At 63.9% G+C, this 15,091-nt stretch carries 12 protein-coding genes; 2 read left to right on the top strand and 10 right to left on the bottom strand.

What is annotated here, in order from left to right:
* The first annotated feature begins 172 nt into the window (after positions 1 to 172).
* On the top strand, positions 173 to 760 hold the full coding sequence (locus tag X743_RS144535) for a TetR/AcrR family transcriptional regulator (RefSeq protein ID WP_023768048.1): 588 nt from the start codon (positions 173 to 175) through the stop codon (positions 758 to 760).
* A gap of 462 nt (positions 761 to 1,222) precedes the next feature.
* Here the strand turns inward: X743_RS144535 and X743_RS144540 are convergent, their stop codons facing one another.
* Together X743_RS144540 and X743_RS144545 are read right to left on the bottom strand one after the other, a co-directional pair.
* On the bottom strand, positions 1,223 to 1,432 hold the full coding sequence (locus X743_RS144540; RefSeq protein ID WP_198028493.1) for a hypothetical protein: 210 nt from the start codon (positions 1,430 to 1,432) through the stop codon (positions 1,223 to 1,225).
* 5 nt (positions 1,433 to 1,437) lie between these two features.
* Entirely contained in the window at positions 1,438 to 2,034 is a 597-nt protein-coding gene (locus X743_RS144545) for a TetR/AcrR family transcriptional regulator (protein ID WP_023768046.1), read from the bottom strand.
* Positions 2,035 to 2,237: 203 nt separating this feature from the next.
* Here X743_RS144545 and X743_RS0136875 point away from each other — a divergent pair, with 203 nt between their 5' ends.
* Entirely contained in the window at positions 2,238 to 3,503 is a 1,266-nt protein-coding gene (locus X743_RS0136875; RefSeq protein ID WP_051508610.1) for an FAD-dependent monooxygenase, read from the top strand.
* A 97-nt stretch (positions 3,504 to 3,600) separates the two neighbouring features.
* Here X743_RS0136875 and X743_RS144550 read toward each other — a convergent pair whose 3' ends face one another.
* The 8 genes from X743_RS144550 to X743_RS1000000172965 form a co-directional block, all read right to left on the bottom strand.
* Entirely contained in the window at positions 3,601 to 4,050 is a 450-nt protein-coding gene (locus X743_RS144550) for a MucR family transcriptional regulator (RefSeq protein WP_023768044.1), read from the bottom strand.
* Positions 4,051 to 4,082: 32 nt separating this feature from the next.
* Positions 4,083 to 5,582 carry an efflux transporter outer membrane subunit gene (locus X743_RS144555; protein WP_023768043.1) on the bottom strand — a complete coding sequence of 500 codons (1,500 nt, stop codon included), beginning with the start codon at positions 5,580 to 5,582 and terminating at the stop codon, positions 4,083 to 4,085.
* 11 nt (positions 5,583 to 5,593) lie between these two features.
* A complete protein-coding gene (locus tag X743_RS144560; protein ID WP_023768042.1) occupies positions 5,594 to 8,737 on the bottom strand; it encodes an efflux RND transporter permease subunit in 3,144 nt (1,047 codons plus the stop codon).
* Between the two features lie 4 nt (positions 8,738 to 8,741).
* Positions 8,742 to 10,019, bottom strand: a complete 1,278-nt coding sequence (locus X743_RS144565; protein WP_032923408.1) for an efflux RND transporter periplasmic adaptor subunit — start codon at positions 10,017 to 10,019, stop codon at positions 8,742 to 8,744.
* Positions 10,003 to 13,152, bottom strand: coding sequence for an efflux RND transporter permease subunit (locus X743_RS144570; RefSeq protein ID WP_023768040.1), 3,150 nt, complete (start codon positions 13,150 to 13,152; stop codon positions 10,003 to 10,005). The genes X743_RS144565 and X743_RS144570 overlap by 17 nt, the downstream gene beginning before the upstream one ends.
* Positions 13,149 to 14,306 (bottom strand): efflux RND transporter periplasmic adaptor subunit, encoded by a 1,158-nt coding sequence (locus X743_RS144575; protein WP_084555614.1) that lies wholly within the window; start codon positions 14,304 to 14,306, stop codon positions 13,149 to 13,151. The genes X743_RS144570 and X743_RS144575 overlap by 4 nt, the downstream gene beginning before the upstream one ends.
* Positions 14,287 to 14,502 carry a hypothetical protein gene (locus tag X743_RS144580; protein WP_023768038.1) on the bottom strand — a complete coding sequence of 72 codons (216 nt, stop codon included), beginning with the start codon at positions 14,500 to 14,502 and terminating at the stop codon, positions 14,287 to 14,289. The genes X743_RS144575 and X743_RS144580 overlap by 20 nt, the downstream gene beginning before the upstream one ends.
* 94 nt (positions 14,503 to 14,596) lie before the next feature.
* Positions 14,597 to 15,091 (bottom strand): hypothetical protein (locus X743_RS1000000172965; RefSeq protein WP_023768037.1); only part of this gene is annotated, 495 nt, incomplete at its 5' end.

Raw genomic sequence — 15,091 nt, 5'->3', positions numbered from 1 at the left:
GTTGGCCGATATCGGTCGCTATCGACGCCCACCTGGCGGCCGCCGCAGCAGGGCGTGCGGCGGTTGTCAAAACGGCAGCGCCCGTATAAGATTCATTTGTGCATCTAATTAGCGGCGCGGTCTTGCCGAGTCAAGATGCATTAATGTATCTTATTTGAGATCGAACGGTCACATGGCGGAACGACGTCGAGGAGAGAATCTCGAACAGGCCATCCTGGAGGCGGCTTGGCTTGAGATGTCCGAGCACGGCTATGCCGGATTGACGATGGAACGGATCGCCGAAAGATCGGGCACCAGCCGCCCCGTGCTTTCCCGCCGCTGGGCGACAAGGGCGGAACTTGCGGTAGCCGCCATCCGGCAGCAGATGGGCAAACATTCTCTGGCGGTGGCGGACCAGGGCGATGTGCGAACGGAATTGCTGGAATTCCTCAAGCGAGCGTCGCAGCGCGCCTTCGGCATCGCCGCAGCCTTCACGCTGTTCTCAAGCGAGTATTTTTCAGAAAGTTCATCAGTTCCCAAGGACCTGCGAGCGGCGCTCGCACAAGGTGAGGCGCGGCATCTTACCGCCATCCTGGAACGCGGCGTGGAGCGCGGCCAGATCGAGCGGGAACGATTGATTCCTCCCGTCGCCTCCCTGCTCAGCGACCTTTTCCGCTATCACGTCATCATGAACTTCGCCGCGCCTCCGGAAGCCTTGCAGCAAGCCTGGGTGGACGCGATCTTTCTGCCACTGGTTCAAGGTGGATTGCGGGGGCAGTGATGGACGGCGACACCTCCCGCTTGACCCAGAATTGAATGAGATGGGACATAGCTTCGGCTCGGGCACCAGTCGACCATGATGATAGCCAATCAGCAACCATTCTCCATAACCTGCATCACGCCGGGTGCGACAGTTCCGTGCTTATTGACGGCATGTCGCCACCTGCGGCGAGGCAAGGCGCATAACGCGGCTGTTTTCAACGAAGCCGAGCTTAGGAAGTACCCCCCGCGAGGCGAGGTTGTCCTCGAAATGAGTAGACGTGAGGAGGGGCAGGCCAGGGTTTTCGAAACCAAAGGGAACGACGACCCTTCCGGCTTCACTTCTCCAAGGTGCATGAGAGCCAATAACCCAACTCAGCGGCGTCAGGGCCTTCTCCCGGCGTCAGGCCATCGCACCCTAAAGCGTATCGGGCAGTCGCCATACCGTCTGATCGGGAAGGACGCGAGCAACGTCTGCATCGCGTCATGTGGCATGAATCGTGTCCAGATCGTAAGATTGCTTGTGCGCCGATAGGCGCTCGTGAAAATCGTCACATAGATGGGCGAGCGTCACCGCGCCAAAGCGCGAAAGCATCAGAGCTTCGGCTTCTTCGAAGGTGCGCCCCAACGCGGCGTTGACCGCTTGCTCCACCAAACAGGCGGGTGAGTCCGCGCGGTTGCCGATCGCCAGCAAGGACACTACGGATCCTTGAGAACCAGCGGCAAGAATACAAGGTCAAGGATTTCTGTGATTGCTTGGTCGGAGATGGGTGACGTTGACATCAAGATTTCATGTCTGGCCAAGTCCGTTGGCACTGACACCACTCGGGGGGACAGCTTGGTGGGATCAACCTCTCCGCGCTCGACGCCACGCTGCAGAATTTCCTCAACGATGCGCGATTCGGCCGAACTGGAGACGATGGAGCGTCTCAGGTTCGTAAAGTTTGACCGATTCCGCGCCAAGTCGTTTCTCATATCGACCATGAACGTTATCGGCGCTGGGGTCGCGCGCTCCGACCACTTGCGAAGAAGGAGAGCCAATTCATCTCGCACGTTTCCCAAATCCGGAATGGTGACCGGGTTTTTGTTGAGGTAACGTCCGAGCGCCGCGGCCACCAGTTCAGGGCGACCAGGCCATCGTCGGGCAAGCACCGGGCGGCTTGTGCCCGCGCGTTGCGCAACGCCCTCCAGCGTGAAGTTCGCATAGCCGTGTTGCTCGAGTTCCTGCCAGGCGGCTTCCAGCAATGCTTGTTCAAGTGCAGCACCGCGCCGCCGCTCTGCTTTGGTTTTCCGCATTTCGCTGGTCGAGACGCCCGAGCTCTGCCGATTGTAAGATGCTCGATGTATCCTATCTGCGGTCAACCAGCAATAAGTGGGTAGCCGGCAGCCTCTCCGAACGAGCCCGCCTCAGCATAAGATGCGCGGCGTATCTAATTGACTTCACTCGATCCAGATATAAGATGCGATATGTATCTTATTGGCGTTCGGAGCTACACATAATGACCGACAGTGGAGGCCAGTCCGGCCGTCAGTCCAACGTTCTAGTTTCGGGTGCGAGCATTGCCGGTCCTACTCTTGCCTACTGGCTTTCGAGATATGGCTTCAGCGTTACGATAGTGGAACGATCCGAGGCCGTTCGAGGGGGTGGCTATCCTATTGACGTTCGGGGAACGGCGGTGGACGTCGTGGATCAGATGGGGATTTACCCCCAGCTTCAGGCGGCCCACATCGGTTCGCATGGAATAACTTTTCTGAATCCAGACGGCGCTGTAGCGGGCCGCATTCGACCCGAGGAATTGACGGGCGGCGAGAAGGGCAGAGACATCGAACTCCCGCGCGGCAAGCTCACGGAGCTGCTCTTCGATCTCACGCAGCGAGCGTCGATTCGATATCTGTTCAATGACTCAATCGTAGCGATTGAGGACAATGGCGACGGCGTCGACGTGACGTTCGAGAATAGCCAGGCGCAGCGCTTCGACTTGGTAGTCGGCGCGGATGGGCTTCATTCGAACACACGACGGCTGATTTTTGGTCCGGAAGAGCCGTTCAGTCGGTATCTCGGGTATTGCTTCAATGGCTTTACGATGCCCAATTTTCTCGGGCTGTCGCATGAGGCACTAGCATTTGCGACGCCAGGCAGGTTCGCCATCCTTTCAGCGTCCGGAGACACCGACACGTTGCACGCTTTCCTGACGTTTGCTTCGGAGGCGCCACCGATCACGGTAAGCCAAGATGATCAGCGCCGCCTGACGGAAGAACTATTCGCCGGCGTCGGGTGGGAAGTGCCTCGTCTCGTGGACGCCATGCAAAAGGCGGATGACCTCTACTACGACGTCGTCAGCCAAATTCATCTTGACCAATGGTCCAAGGGCCGCGTCGGCCTTGTAGGCGACTCAGCCTTTGCCCCATCATTTCTTTCCGGCCAGGGTTCCAGTCTCGCGCTGGTCGCGGCATACATCCTCGCTGGAGAACTGGCGATCAACCAAGATCCGACGCACGCCTTTGCAAATTACGAAAACATCATGCGGCCCTTCGTTGAGGCGAACCAGGCATTGGCCGGTAGTGGTGCCTCCTTCCTGCTTCCTCGCACTGAGGAGGAGTTGAACGCACGCAATCGAGCGCTCGCGGGCTCTCAGGTGCAGGAGGGCGGATCGATGCCTGGTGCCGAGTCGCGGGCCGCGCACAGCTCGCTTAGCCTGTCGGATTACAGCGCGGCGCTAAGTGGCGACAGCTTCTGGGGTTCACACTTCAGGAGCATTGTCTAGCTGGGGAGAGGCACCAGAACATCAGGCCCTAAACGGCGACCGAGGCTGAACAGAATCTGCCCCTCGCGGGTCGTCACAACCTTTCCGCCACATTCGTTCAGCGCTCTCTTGTTGTTTTGGCCGGAGGTTTTTTCGCTTGCAGCGGCTTTCGTCCTAGGCCGAACTTCTTTGCCAGGAGCGAGCGTGATGCAGCATAATTAGGAGCGACCATCGGATAGTCGGAGGGCAGCCCCCATTTTGCGCGATATTCCTCTGGCGACAGGCCGTAGCCCACGCGCAGGTGGCGCTTCAGTGACTTGAACTTTTTGCCGCTCTCCAGCGAGATAATGAAATCCGGCGTGATGGATTTCCTGATTGGAACCGCTGGCCACAACGGCTCTGCCGCGGTTCGGATTGAAGGATCGGACCGCAGCAAATCCAAAGAATGGTAGATATGGTCGATCAAAGATGGAAGTTCGCTTGCAGGAACGGGGTTGTTCGAAACGTATGCGGAGACCACGTCTGCCATGAGTTTTACAAGCGCGTCTTTCGAGCCGACATCAGTCATTTTTCTCTCCTCTGGTTAAAGGTTCATCTTGTTCACTGCGCCACGGCTTTCGACGCGAAGCGTGGCCCACTCGTGGCTTCTATAATCTCAGGTGTCGTGGTATTGACGACCCCATCCCAGCCGCCGCCAAGCGCCTTGTTGAGGGCCATATAGTCGGTGGCGATCGACACGCGGCTCTGCAGCAGCGAGTCCTCGGCCGAATAGGCCGAACGCTCCGCATCCAGCACGTCGAGGAGGCTTGCCTCGCCGGCCTTGTAGAGCGTGCGCTCCAGCTGCGCCGCGTCCGTGTAGGCTTTTGTCGAGGACGCAAGCTTGCCGTTTCTGATCCGCTCCTGGGCTAGCGATACGAGCGCGTTCTCGACGTCCTCGAGCGCGGTCAGGACGGATGCCTTGTAGGCGATAAAATACTGGTCCCGCTGGGCGCGGGCGACATCGACCGCCGCCTTCAATTGCCCGCCATTGAACAGCGGCACGCTGAGCGATGGTCCAAAGGACCAGCCGATGGTGGAGTTCTTGCCGAGTTCGCCGAGCTTGAGCGCGGTGGTGCTGATATCGCCGGTCAGGCTGACGCTCGGATAGCGCGCCGCCTCGGCCTGGCCGATCTTGGCGGTGTACTGCGCATACTGCCACTCGGCCATGCGCACATCCGGGCGAGCGAGCAGGAGGTCGGCCGGAATGCCGGTCGGGATCGGCAGGCGCGGCGTCGGGATCGGCTTCGCGCGTTTCAGCCGTTCGGCGAGGGCGGCCGGTGGCCGGCCGGTCAGCACCGAAAGCCGGTGCACGGCTTGCGCGTAGCTCGTTTCCAGCGTCGGAATCTCCGCTTCGGTGCCGCTTGCCTGTCCCATGGCCTTGGCGACATCCGCCGCCGTCGCGGTGCCGGCCAGAGCCATCATGCGGGTAAGTTCGGCGGTCTGCCTTTGCGACGCTGCCGAACGCCGGGCAAGCGCGATGCGGGTCTGATAGCCGCGCGCCTGGACATAGTTGGAGCCGACATCGCCGACCAGGGTCAAAAGGATCGAGCGCAGATTTTCCTCGGAAGCGTCCAAGCCGTAGCTTGCGGCCTCTACGTGCCGGCGGTTGGCGCCGAAGAGGTCGAGTTCCCAGCTGGCATCGAAGCCTGCCTGATACTGGTCATAGCTTGTGCTGGTTGTCGTGCCCGAGCTGGTCGCCGCGGCCCTGTTGCGGGTGGCCGACCCCGAACCATCCGCGGACGGGAGCAATGTCGCGACCGACTGGCGATAGCTCGCCCGCGCCTCGCGGATCTTGGCCCTGGCAGTGGCGACATCGAGGTTGCCGGCAACCGCTTCCTCCACGAGCGCGTTCAGCTCGGGATCGCGCAGCCGCTGCCACCATTTCGACAATTGCGCCGGCTTTGCCGGCTTCGTCGCCTGCTGCCCGCTCCAGCTCGCCGGCATCGCCAGCAGAGGTTTCTGGTAATCCGGACCGACGACGCATCCCGAGAGCAGGACAGCGGCAAACGCGGGCAATAGGAGCCCCTTCGCGGTCAAGAGACCGCGTTCGAAACCTAGCATGGAAAAAACCTCTATTCCTGATTGGCTGTGGCTGGAGCCCCGCCCGAGTTCTGGTTGCCTGCATTGCCCTTGAAGATGCGGCGCACCGTGACAAAGAGAAGCGGCACCAAGAAGACGCCGATCGCGGTCGCCGCGATCATGCCGCCCATGACGCCGATGCCGACCGAGTTCTGCGCGCCGGAGCCCGCGCCGCTGGCGATCGCAAGCGGCGTGACGCCGAGGATGAAGGCCAGCGATGTCATCAGGATCGGCCGCAGGCGTTGTCGCGCCGCGTCGAGCGTCGCCTCGACCAGCCCCATTCCAGCCGACTGCCGCTCGATCGCGAACTCGACGATAAGGATGGCGTTCTTGGCGGCAAGGCCGATCGTGGTCAGCAGTCCGACCTTGAAGTAGACGTCGTTGGTCTGCCCGAAGAGGCTCGCCGCCGCCAGCGCACCGAAGATACCGATCGGCACCGACAGCATCACCGCGAACGGGATCGACCAGCTCTCATAGAGCGCGGCAAGGCAGAGGAAGACGACCAGCGCCGAAATCGCGTAGAGCGACATCGCCTGGTTGCCGGAGAGTTTCTCCTGGTGCGAAAGGCCGGTCCATTCATGCGAATATCCGGCGGGCAGTTGCGCAACCAGCCTGTCGATCTCGTCCATGGCCGCGCCGGAACTTTGGCCGGCGGCCGCCGCGCCCTGGATCTCGACCGCCGCCGAGCCGTTGTAGCGCTCGAGGCGGGGCGATCCGTAAGCCCAGTGGCTGGAGGCGAAGGCGGAGAACGGCACCATGGCGCCGCCGGAGTTGCGGACCTGCCATTTGTCGAGATCTTGCGGCTGCATGCGGAAGTCCGCGTCCGACTGCAGGTAGACCGGCTTCACCCGTCCGCGATCTATGAAGTCGTTGACGTAGTCGCTGCCCCAGGCGGTCGACAGCGTGTTGTTGATGTCGGCGAGGCTGATGCCCAACGCGCTCGCCTTTTCCTGGTCGATGTCGACCGAAAATTGTGGCTGGTCCTCCTGGCCGTTGGGACGCGTGTTGGCGAGCAGCTTGCTCTTCGCGGCCAAGCCCACAAGCTGGTTGCGCGTCTGGATCAGCGCCTCATGGCCGGCGCCATTGACGTCCTGCAGATAGAAGTCGAAGCCATTGGTGTTGCCGAAACCCTGGATGGCGGGCGGGGCGAGCGCGAAGACCTGAGCGTCCCTGATCTTGGAAAACGCGCCCATGGCGCGGCCGGCGACCGCGGGTGCTGCCAGAGCCGGGGTTTTGCGCAGATCGAAATCCTTCAGCCGCACGAAGGCAATGCCGACATTCTGTCCGGCGCCGCCAAAGCCGAAGCCGGAAGCGGTGAACACCCCTTCGACCGCGTCCTTCTCTTCGTTGAGATAATGATTGGTCACCTGGGCGAGCACGCGCTCGGTGCGGTCCTGCGTCGCGCCGACGGGCAGCGATGCGCTGGTGATCAGGATGCCCTGATCCTCGTCCGGCAGGAACGAGCTCGGCAGGCGGGCAAACATCCAGCCCATGGCGACGACGATGGCCAAGAACACGGCAAGGAAGCGCCAGGACCGGTTGACGATGCCGTGTGAGCCGTCGCGGTAGGCGGTCGTGCCGCGATCGAAGGCACGGTTGAACCAGCCGAACGGACCTCTCTGCGTGGCGTGATCCCTTGGGGGCCGCAAGATCGTGGCGCAAAGCGCCGGCGTCAGCACCAGGGCGACCAGCACCGAGAGCACCATCGCCGAGACGATGGTGACCGAGAATTGCCGATAGATGATGCCGGTCGAGCCGCCGAAGAAAGCCATCGGCACGAACACCGCCGACAGCACGGTGGCGATGCCGATCAGCGCGCCGGTGATCTCGTTCATCGATTTGCGCGTCGCTTCTTTCGGCGGCAGGCCTTCCTCCTGCATCACGCGCTCGACGTTCTCGACCACGACGATGGCGTCGTCGACGAGCAGACCGATGGCCAAAACCATGGCGAACATGGTGAGCGTGTTGATCGAATAGTCGAAGAAGGAGAGCACGCCGAATGTGCCGAGCAGCACCACCGGCACGGCGATCGTCGGGATGAGGGTGGCGCGCAGGTTCTGCAGGAACAGCAGCATCACCAGGAACACCAGCACGATCGCTTCGGCCAGCGTCTTCACCACTTCCTCGATCGACAGGCGCACGAAGGGCGAGGTGTCATACGGGTAGACGACCTCGACGCCTTGCGGGAAGGTCGAGCTCAACCGAGTGATGGTCGCGCGCACCGCCTCGCCGGTACTGATCGCGTTGGCGCCCGTCGCCAGGTTGACGGCGACGCCGGCGGCCGGCTTGCCGTTGTAACGGGCTTGCGTGGTGTAGCTTTCGGCGCCGATCTCGACCTTGGCCACATCGTTCAGCCGCACCAGCGAGCCGTCGGTGTTGCTTTTCAGGATGATGTTGCGGAACTGCTCGGCGGTCTGCAGCCGGCTCTTGGCCGTCACCGTGGCGTTGAGCTGCTGGCCCTTGCGCGCCGGCAGGCCACCGAGCTGGCCGGCCGAAACCTGCGTGTTCTGCGCCTCGATCGCCGTCGCCACATCGCTCGGCATCAGCGCGTACTGCGCGAGCTTGTCGGGATCGAGCCAGATGCGCATGGCGTAGCCGGAGCCGAAGAGCTGCGTCGAGCCCACGCCTTCGACGCGCTTCAGCGTGTCGTTGACGGTGCTGTCGACGTAGTCGGCGAGGTCGGTCGAGTTCATCTTGCCGTCGCTGGAGACGAAACCGATGACCATCAGGAAGCCGGTCGAGGATTTGGAGACGGTGATGCCATTGCTCTGGACGACCTGCGGCAGCTGCGACTGCACGAGCTGCAGCTTGTTCTGCGTCTGAACCTGGGCGGTGTCAGGATTGGCGCCGCTGGTGAAGGTCAGCGTGATCGAGGCCGCCCCGGTCGAGGTCGACGTCGCTGTCATATAATCGAGATTGTCGATGCCGGTCATGCCTTGCTCAATGACCTTGGTCACTGAGTTTTCCACTGTCTGGGCATCCGCGCCTGGGTAGGTGGCGCTGATGTTGACGGTGGTGGGCGCGATTTGCGGATATTGCGAGATCGGCAGCGACTGCAGTGCCAAAAGGCCGCCCAGCATGATCACGATGGCGATCACCCAGGCGAAGATCGGCCGGTTGATGAAGAAACCCGACATCGGTTCAGTTCCCGGTTGAGCCAGAGGCGGGTGGCTTTGTGCCGCCGGCGGGTGCTGCCGAGACAGAGCTCTGCTCGCGGTCCTTGATCTCGCCGGTCGCTTCGTCGATCATCACTTCGACGGCGGTAGCGTCGCCGCCGGCGCGCACCAGCTGCAGGCCCTCGACGATGACGCGATCGCCGTCGCTGATGCCGGAATCGACCAGCCAGTTGTTGCCGACGCTGTTGCGCACGCTGAGCGTCCGCTGCTCGACCTTGCCCTGGTTATTGACGACCATGGTCGTCGCCTGGCCCTTGGGGTCGCGGGTGACGCCGCGCTGCGGCACCAGGAAGCTGTTCTGCGCGACGCCTTCCTCGACGATGGCGCGCACATACATGCCGGGCAGCAGCAGGCGGTCGGGATTGGGGAACTGGGCTCTGAGCGCAAAGGTCCCGGTCGACTGGTCGACATTAGCGCCGGCGAATTCCAGTTTGCCGTTCTGCGCATAGATGGTGCCGTTGTCGAGCTTCAGCTTGACGCTGACATTGGGGCCGCTGAACTTCAGCCGGCCTTCGTTGATCGCCTGGCGCAGATTGAGCAGGTTGGTGCTCGACTGCGTGACGTCGACATTGATCGGATCAAGCGAGCGAATGGTCGTCAGCACCGTTTCCTGGTTGGCGGTAACCAGCGCTCCCGGCGTCAATGTCGATTTGTCGATCCGGCCGGCGATCGGCGCGGTGATCGAGGTGCGGTCGAGGCTGATCTTCGCGGTCTCGACGCTGGCCTTGGCCGATGCGACGTCGGCCCGCGCCTGCGCCAGCGTCGCGGCGGCATCGTCGTAATCCTGCTTCGAGACCACGTTCTGCTTCAGCAGCCCGGAATAGCGATCGAACTTCGCCTGCGCGGTTGGTACGGCGGCCTCCGCCTTCTGCTGCGCGGCGACGGCGCTGTCATAGGCGGCCTGATAGCTCGCCGGATCGATGAGATAGAGCGGCTGTCCCGCCACGACCTCGACGCCCTCCTGGAACAGGCGCTGCTTGATGATGCCGTCGACCTGCGGGCGCACCTCGGCTATGAGCGAGGCGGCCGTGCGGCCCGGCAGCTCGGCGGTGATCGCAACCGATTGCGGATGCAGCGTGACGACGCCGACCTCGGGCCTGCCGACACCGCCCATACCGGCCGGTACCTGGCTCTTTTCCTGCGAGCAGGCCGCCAGAACAAGCGCTGCGGCCAGAACTCCTGCCCAGGGAGACAGGCGGCGGGGCCTCGCCAACACAAGAGACTGACTAGACTGGATGGGCATTGTCTGAAACTTTCCCCGGAATGGCAGTTACGGCCCGCCTATCGGTGCGAGGTCCTTCGACCAATAGCTTGCCCAGATGCCGGGCAAGGAACCGCTGTACGTCGTCCATGAAGGTATAAACGACCGGCACATAGACGAGGCTGAGCAAGGTCGAGGAGATAAGGCCGCCGATCACGGCGATCGCCATCGGCGCTCGCGTCTCGGCGTCGGCACCGATGCCGAGCGCGATCGGCAGCATGCCGGCGCCCATGGCGATGGATGTCATGACGATGGGGCGAGCCCGCTTGCGGGCGGCGTCGAGCAATGCCTCGCAGCGGCTCATGCCGCGCTCCTTCTCCGCGACCAAAGCGTATTCGACAAGAAGGATCGAGTTCTTGGCCGCGATGCCCATCAGCATCAGTATGCCGATCAGCGGCGAGATGCCAAGCGCCTTGCCGGTGACGAGTAGAAAGCCGAGCGCGCCGCCGACCGAGAGCGGCAGCGCGACCAGAATGGTCACCGGCTGCACGAAGCTGCGGAAGAGCAGCACAAGCGTCAGATACATAAGGATGATGCCGGCCGCGATCGCGGTGGCAAAGCCCGAGAACAGCTCCTGCATGCGCTGGGCGTCGCCGCGCGCCAGCTCATGCACGCCGGCCGGCAGGTTCTGCATTGCGGGCAAAGCGCGGATGGCGCTGGTCGCCTGGCCCAGGGTCAGGCCCGAGAGATCGGCCTCGACGGTCGCACTGCGGCTCCTGTCGACGCGCGTGATGCTATTCGGGCCTGCGTCGAAGCCGATGGCGGCGACAGCGCCGAGCGGCACCGTGCCCTTGCTGCCGGTCAGCGGCAGGATGGCAAGCTTCGCCGGGTCGTCGATGGCGCCGTCGGGCAAAGTCACGACGATCGACACCTGGCGGTCGCCGAGGCTGAATTTTGCCAGGCTGGTGTCGGTGTCGCCGATGGTGGCGATCTTGACCGTTGCGGCGATCTCTGTCGGCGTGACGCCGAGCTCGGCCGCCTTGGCGCTGTCGGGCCGCACGATCAGCTCCGGCTTGGTGGTGGCCGCGGTCGACGTCGGATTGATCAGCCCGGGAACCGATTTCATCCCGTCGATCAGCGCATCGCTTGCCTTTTCGAGGGCTTGGCCATTGTCGCCGACCAGCGTGATCGACACTTTGGCGCCGGAGAAGCCGTCGGCGCCAAACTGGATACGGGCGCCGGGAACGCCGTTGAGCTTGGGTGAGGCCTCGGCCTCGAACTGCTGCTGGCTCATCGTCCGCTCTGTAAGCGGCTTCAGGTTGACGGTGACGGTCGCGGTGCGCACTTCGGCCGAGCTTGAGCCTTGGTTCGGCCCTCTGCCCGAAGAGGCGGCCGTGCCGATGGTGGCGAAGACACTGTCGACGGCAGGCTGCTCCTTCTCAAGCCGTTTGGTGATGTCCTGTACCGCCGCCGTGGTCTGCTCGATGGTCGACCCGGGCTGCAGCTCGACCGAGATCATCGAGCGGCCACGATCCGCCGCCGCCATGAATTCGGTGGGCAACCGGGTCGCCAGCATCATCGAACCAGCGAAGAAGGCGATGCCGGCCAACAGCGTGATCCAACGATGATCGAGCGCCTTGCGCAGCAGCCAGAGATAGGTCGGCACCCAGGCGGGCGTGTCATCCTCATCATGGCCGCCGGCGCGCACAAGATAGGCACCCATCAGCGGGGTGAGCATGCGCGCTACCAGCAGCGAGAACAGCACCGACACGCAGACAGCGACGGCAAAAGAGAAGAAGAACTTGCCGGGAATGCCGGGCATGAAGGCGACCGGCAGGAACACGGCGACGATCGTCGCGGTCGTTGCCACCACCGCCAATCCGATCTCGTCCGCCGCTTCGATCGCCGCCTGATAGGCGCTGATGCCGGTCTGGCGCATGTGGCGCACGATGTTCTCGATCTCGACGATGGCGTCGTCGACGAGGATGCCGACGACCAGCGACAGCGCCAGCAGGGTGATGTTGTTGAGCGAGATGTCGAATGCCGCCATCACCGCGAAGGTCGGGATCAGCGACAACGGCATCGCCACCGCCGACACCAGCGTTGCCCTGATGTCGCGCAGGAACAGCCAGACCACGCCGATGGCGAGCAGGGCGCCGAGCCAGAGCGCCTCGAGGGCGGCGTCATAGCTTTCCTGGACGAAGCCGGACGAGGAGGTGACTTCGGTGAACTTTGCCGTCGTGGTTCTGGCGCCCATGTCGGCGATCGCCGCGCGGGCGGCCTTGACCACGTCGATCTCACTCGATCCGACCGATCTGTAGACGTTGAAGGCGACGACCTGCCGGCCGTCGAGAAAGGCGGCCTGGCGCGGCTTTTCCCAGCTGTCGACGACGGTGCCGAGGTCGGAGAGCCTGACGTCGCCGGCGCCATTAAGCGCGATGCGCGTATCGGCCAGCGCCTCGACGGTCGTGGCGCTGGCGAGCGTGCGCACCGACTGCTCCTGGCCGCCTATATTGGCGCGGCCGCCCGGCTGATTGACGTTGTTGGAAGCCAGCGTCTGGCTGACATCGCCGGCGCTGATGCCCAGCGCCGCGAGGCGGTCGGGGTCGAGCTCGACGCGGATGACGCGGTCGACGCCGCCGGAGCGGGTGATCTTGGAGACGCCGTCGATACCGAGCAGGACCTTGGCGACGTCGTTGTCGATGTACCAGCTCAACGCGTCGGGCGACATGGTCGGCGCCTCGACGACAAAGGTCAGCACCGAATTGCCCGTGGCGTTGACCTTCGCCACGACCGGCGCCTGCGCTGCGGCCGGCAGGCTGGACTGAACGCCCGAGACTGCGTTGCGGACATCGCTGGTGGCGGTCTCCGGGTCGGTGCCGAGGGTGAATTCGACCGTGGTGACGGACGAGCCCTCGCTGATCGAGGTCGAGACGTCGTCGACGCCTTCAAGGGTCGCGACCGCGTTCTCGATGACGCGCGACACCTGGACTTCCATTTCGCTCGGCGCTGCTCCCGGTTGCGCCACCGTGACGGTGACGGTCGGCAGGTCGATGTCAGGCATGTTGTTGGTGCGCAGCTGCATGAAGCCGTAGACGCCGGCAACGCTGAGCGACAGGAACAGCACGATGGTCGGAACCGGATTGCGGATCGACCAGGAGGAGATGGCGTTCATCGCGCTTGCTCCGTCGCGACTGCGGCATCGGCCGCCGCCGCTTCGAGACCGGCGACGCGCACGAGGTTGCCGTCATTGAGGAAGCCCGCGCCGGCGACGACGACTTGATCACCTTCCGACAGGCCGCTTTCGATGGCGACCCGGCCGTTCTGGCGCGTGCCGGTAGTAACGGGACGCGCGCTGACCTTGCTTTCACCGTCAATGACGAACACGGCCGGTTTGCCGTCATGCCAGACCAGGGCCCTGTCGGCGACGCTGAGCTGCCGGGTCGCCGCCGTCTCGATCGTGACGCGGGCGAACATGCCGGGCTTCAGGCCGGAGCCTTCGCCGACCCCGAGATAGACGGTGGCGAGCCGGGTGGTTGCGTTGACCGTCTCGGCTATCGAGGAAACGCTGCCCGAGAAGGTGCGGCCGGAGGCATCGACGATGTTCGCCGCCTGATCGACCGAGATCGCCGCCAGATCCTTTTCAGGGACGAGCACGCCGACTTCCAGCCTGCCGTCGCGGATGACCTTCATCAGCTCGGTGCCGGCCTGCACGATCGAGCCTGTCACGGCCGGCTTGCTGGACACGATGCCGTCGAACGGCGCGCGGATAATCGTCCGGTCGAGTTGGGCCTGCAGCCGCTCGGCGGCGGCTTCGGCCTGTTCGACCCCGGCCTTGCCGGTCTTGACGGCGGTCGCCTTCTCCTCGGCGGTTTCGGCGCTGACGGCGTTGCTGGCCAGCAGCTTGTCGGCGCGCGCGGCGGCCGATAGCGCCGAGTCGAGCGTCGCCTGCGCCTGGGTGACCGCTGCCTTCTGCTCGGCAAGCTGAGCCTTGAGAAGCGCACCGTCCAACCGGGCGACGACATCGCCGGCCTTCACATGGTCGCCCTCGGCCACCAAGACCTCGGTCAGGCGCAGGCCGCTCTCTTCCGCGCCGATCGTCGCTTCCTGCCACGCGGCCACCGTGCCGGTGGCGCTGAGGGAAGATGGGATCGCCTCGGCATGAACCCGCTCCACCGAAACGGTGAGCGTCGCGACCTGAACAGGCGCGGCTTTCCCGACGTCTGGCTCCGGCGCGCCGCGGCCATAGGCCTTCAGCATCGCGGCGACGCCGACCGCGACCAGTACAGCGACGAGGAGAAGGTGGCTCTTACGCAATTTTCTGATCATGATTTTCAGTGTTCGAAGACGAGATCGGAAACGACAGGCGATAAGCGGCGTAGGTCAGCCGGATCGCTCCCGTCAGCCCCTGCTTCGACCGGATCCGCTGCCTTGGATTGGCGCCAGGGCAGATTGTCTGGGGCGCGCCAAGGGAGGCAAGCAGCCGCAGCATCATCAGGGCTTCCCACATCATCATGCGTTCCATGCTTGATGGCGGTCGCTCGCACGCGCCCGCCGATTCGAAAAAAGTACCGGCCGGCCCTTGAACGGGTGGATCAGGGGCCGGCCGGCGCAGCCGGTCAGAGTTGCTCGTCACTCCGGGGTAGGGGTGGAGAGAGCTGTCCGCCATCATCAGGCAGACCTCCGGGGCCGGCGGCTTCCGGCGGATCACCCCACGAACCGGGGGGCGAGCCGTGTGGCCGATCCGCCGAAGCAAGTATTCCGAGCTGCTCGGGCGTCAGCTTGGCGCGCAGCACGGCAATGGCCTCCTTGAGTTTCTCGGCGGCGGCGGCGCGCTTTGTGACCTCGTCGGCCAGCTTCTCTTGGAAGGCGAATGGGTCCTTCTTCGCCAGATCCGGCGTGCCGCCATTGCCGGCATCGCCAGGCGCGCGGCCGGCTGGGCCTGGCAGGCCGAAAACGGGCCGCGGCGGCGCCAGCACCGCTTGTAGCGCGCTGGTGTAGTCGCGCCAGGCGTCGAGTTGCTCGGAGCGGACGCCGATCCGGGTTTCGAGCGCGGCGAGCCGGGCTGCGAGATATTCCGGCGGCGGCGTCATGCGGTGCGGGCCGAAGTCCTC

The sequence above is a fragment of the Mesorhizobium sp. LNHC232B00 genome, from assembly GCF_000502435.1.
Classification (GTDB): Bacteria; Pseudomonadota; Alphaproteobacteria; order Rhizobiales; family Rhizobiaceae; genus Mesorhizobium; species Mesorhizobium opportunistum.
This window is presented reverse-complemented; position numbering and strand designations above follow the sequence as displayed.

Excerpts from the sequence above, each read along its gene's own strand:
- X743_RS144535 (WP_023768048.1), top strand. The coding sequence starts at position 173 with ATGGCGGAACGACGTCGAGGAGAGAATCTCGAACAGGCCATCCTGGAG.
- X743_RS144550 (WP_023768044.1), bottom strand. The coding sequence starts at position 4,050 with ATGACTGATGTCGGCTCGAAAGACGCGCTTGTAAAACTCATGGCAGAC.
- X743_RS144575 (WP_084555614.1), bottom strand. The coding sequence starts at position 14,306 with ATGATCAGAAAATTGCGTAAGAGCCACCTTCTCCTCGTCGCTGTACTG.
- X743_RS0136875 (WP_051508610.1), top strand. The coding sequence starts at position 2,238 with ATGACCGACAGTGGAGGCCAGTCCGGCCGTCAGTCCAACGTTCTAGTT.
- X743_RS144545 (WP_023768046.1), bottom strand. The coding sequence starts at position 2,034 with ATGCGGAAAACCAAAGCAGAGCGGCGGCGCGGTGCTGCACTTGAACAA.
- X743_RS144560 (WP_023768042.1), bottom strand. The coding sequence starts at position 8,737 with ATGTCGGGTTTCTTCATCAACCGGCCGATCTTCGCCTGGGTGATCGCC.
- X743_RS144555 (WP_023768043.1), bottom strand. The coding sequence starts at position 5,582 with ATGCTAGGTTTCGAACGCGGTCTCTTGACCGCGAAGGGGCTCCTATTG.
- X743_RS144570 (WP_023768040.1), bottom strand. The coding sequence starts at position 13,152 with ATGAACGCCATCTCCTCCTGGTCGATCCGCAATCCGGTTCCGACCATC.
- X743_RS144565 (WP_032923408.1), bottom strand. The coding sequence starts at position 10,019 with ATGCCCATCCAGTCTAGTCAGTCTCTTGTGTTGGCGAGGCCCCGCCGC.
- X743_RS144580 (WP_023768038.1), bottom strand. The coding sequence starts at position 14,502 with ATGGAACGCATGATGATGTGGGAAGCCCTGATGATGCTGCGGCTGCTT.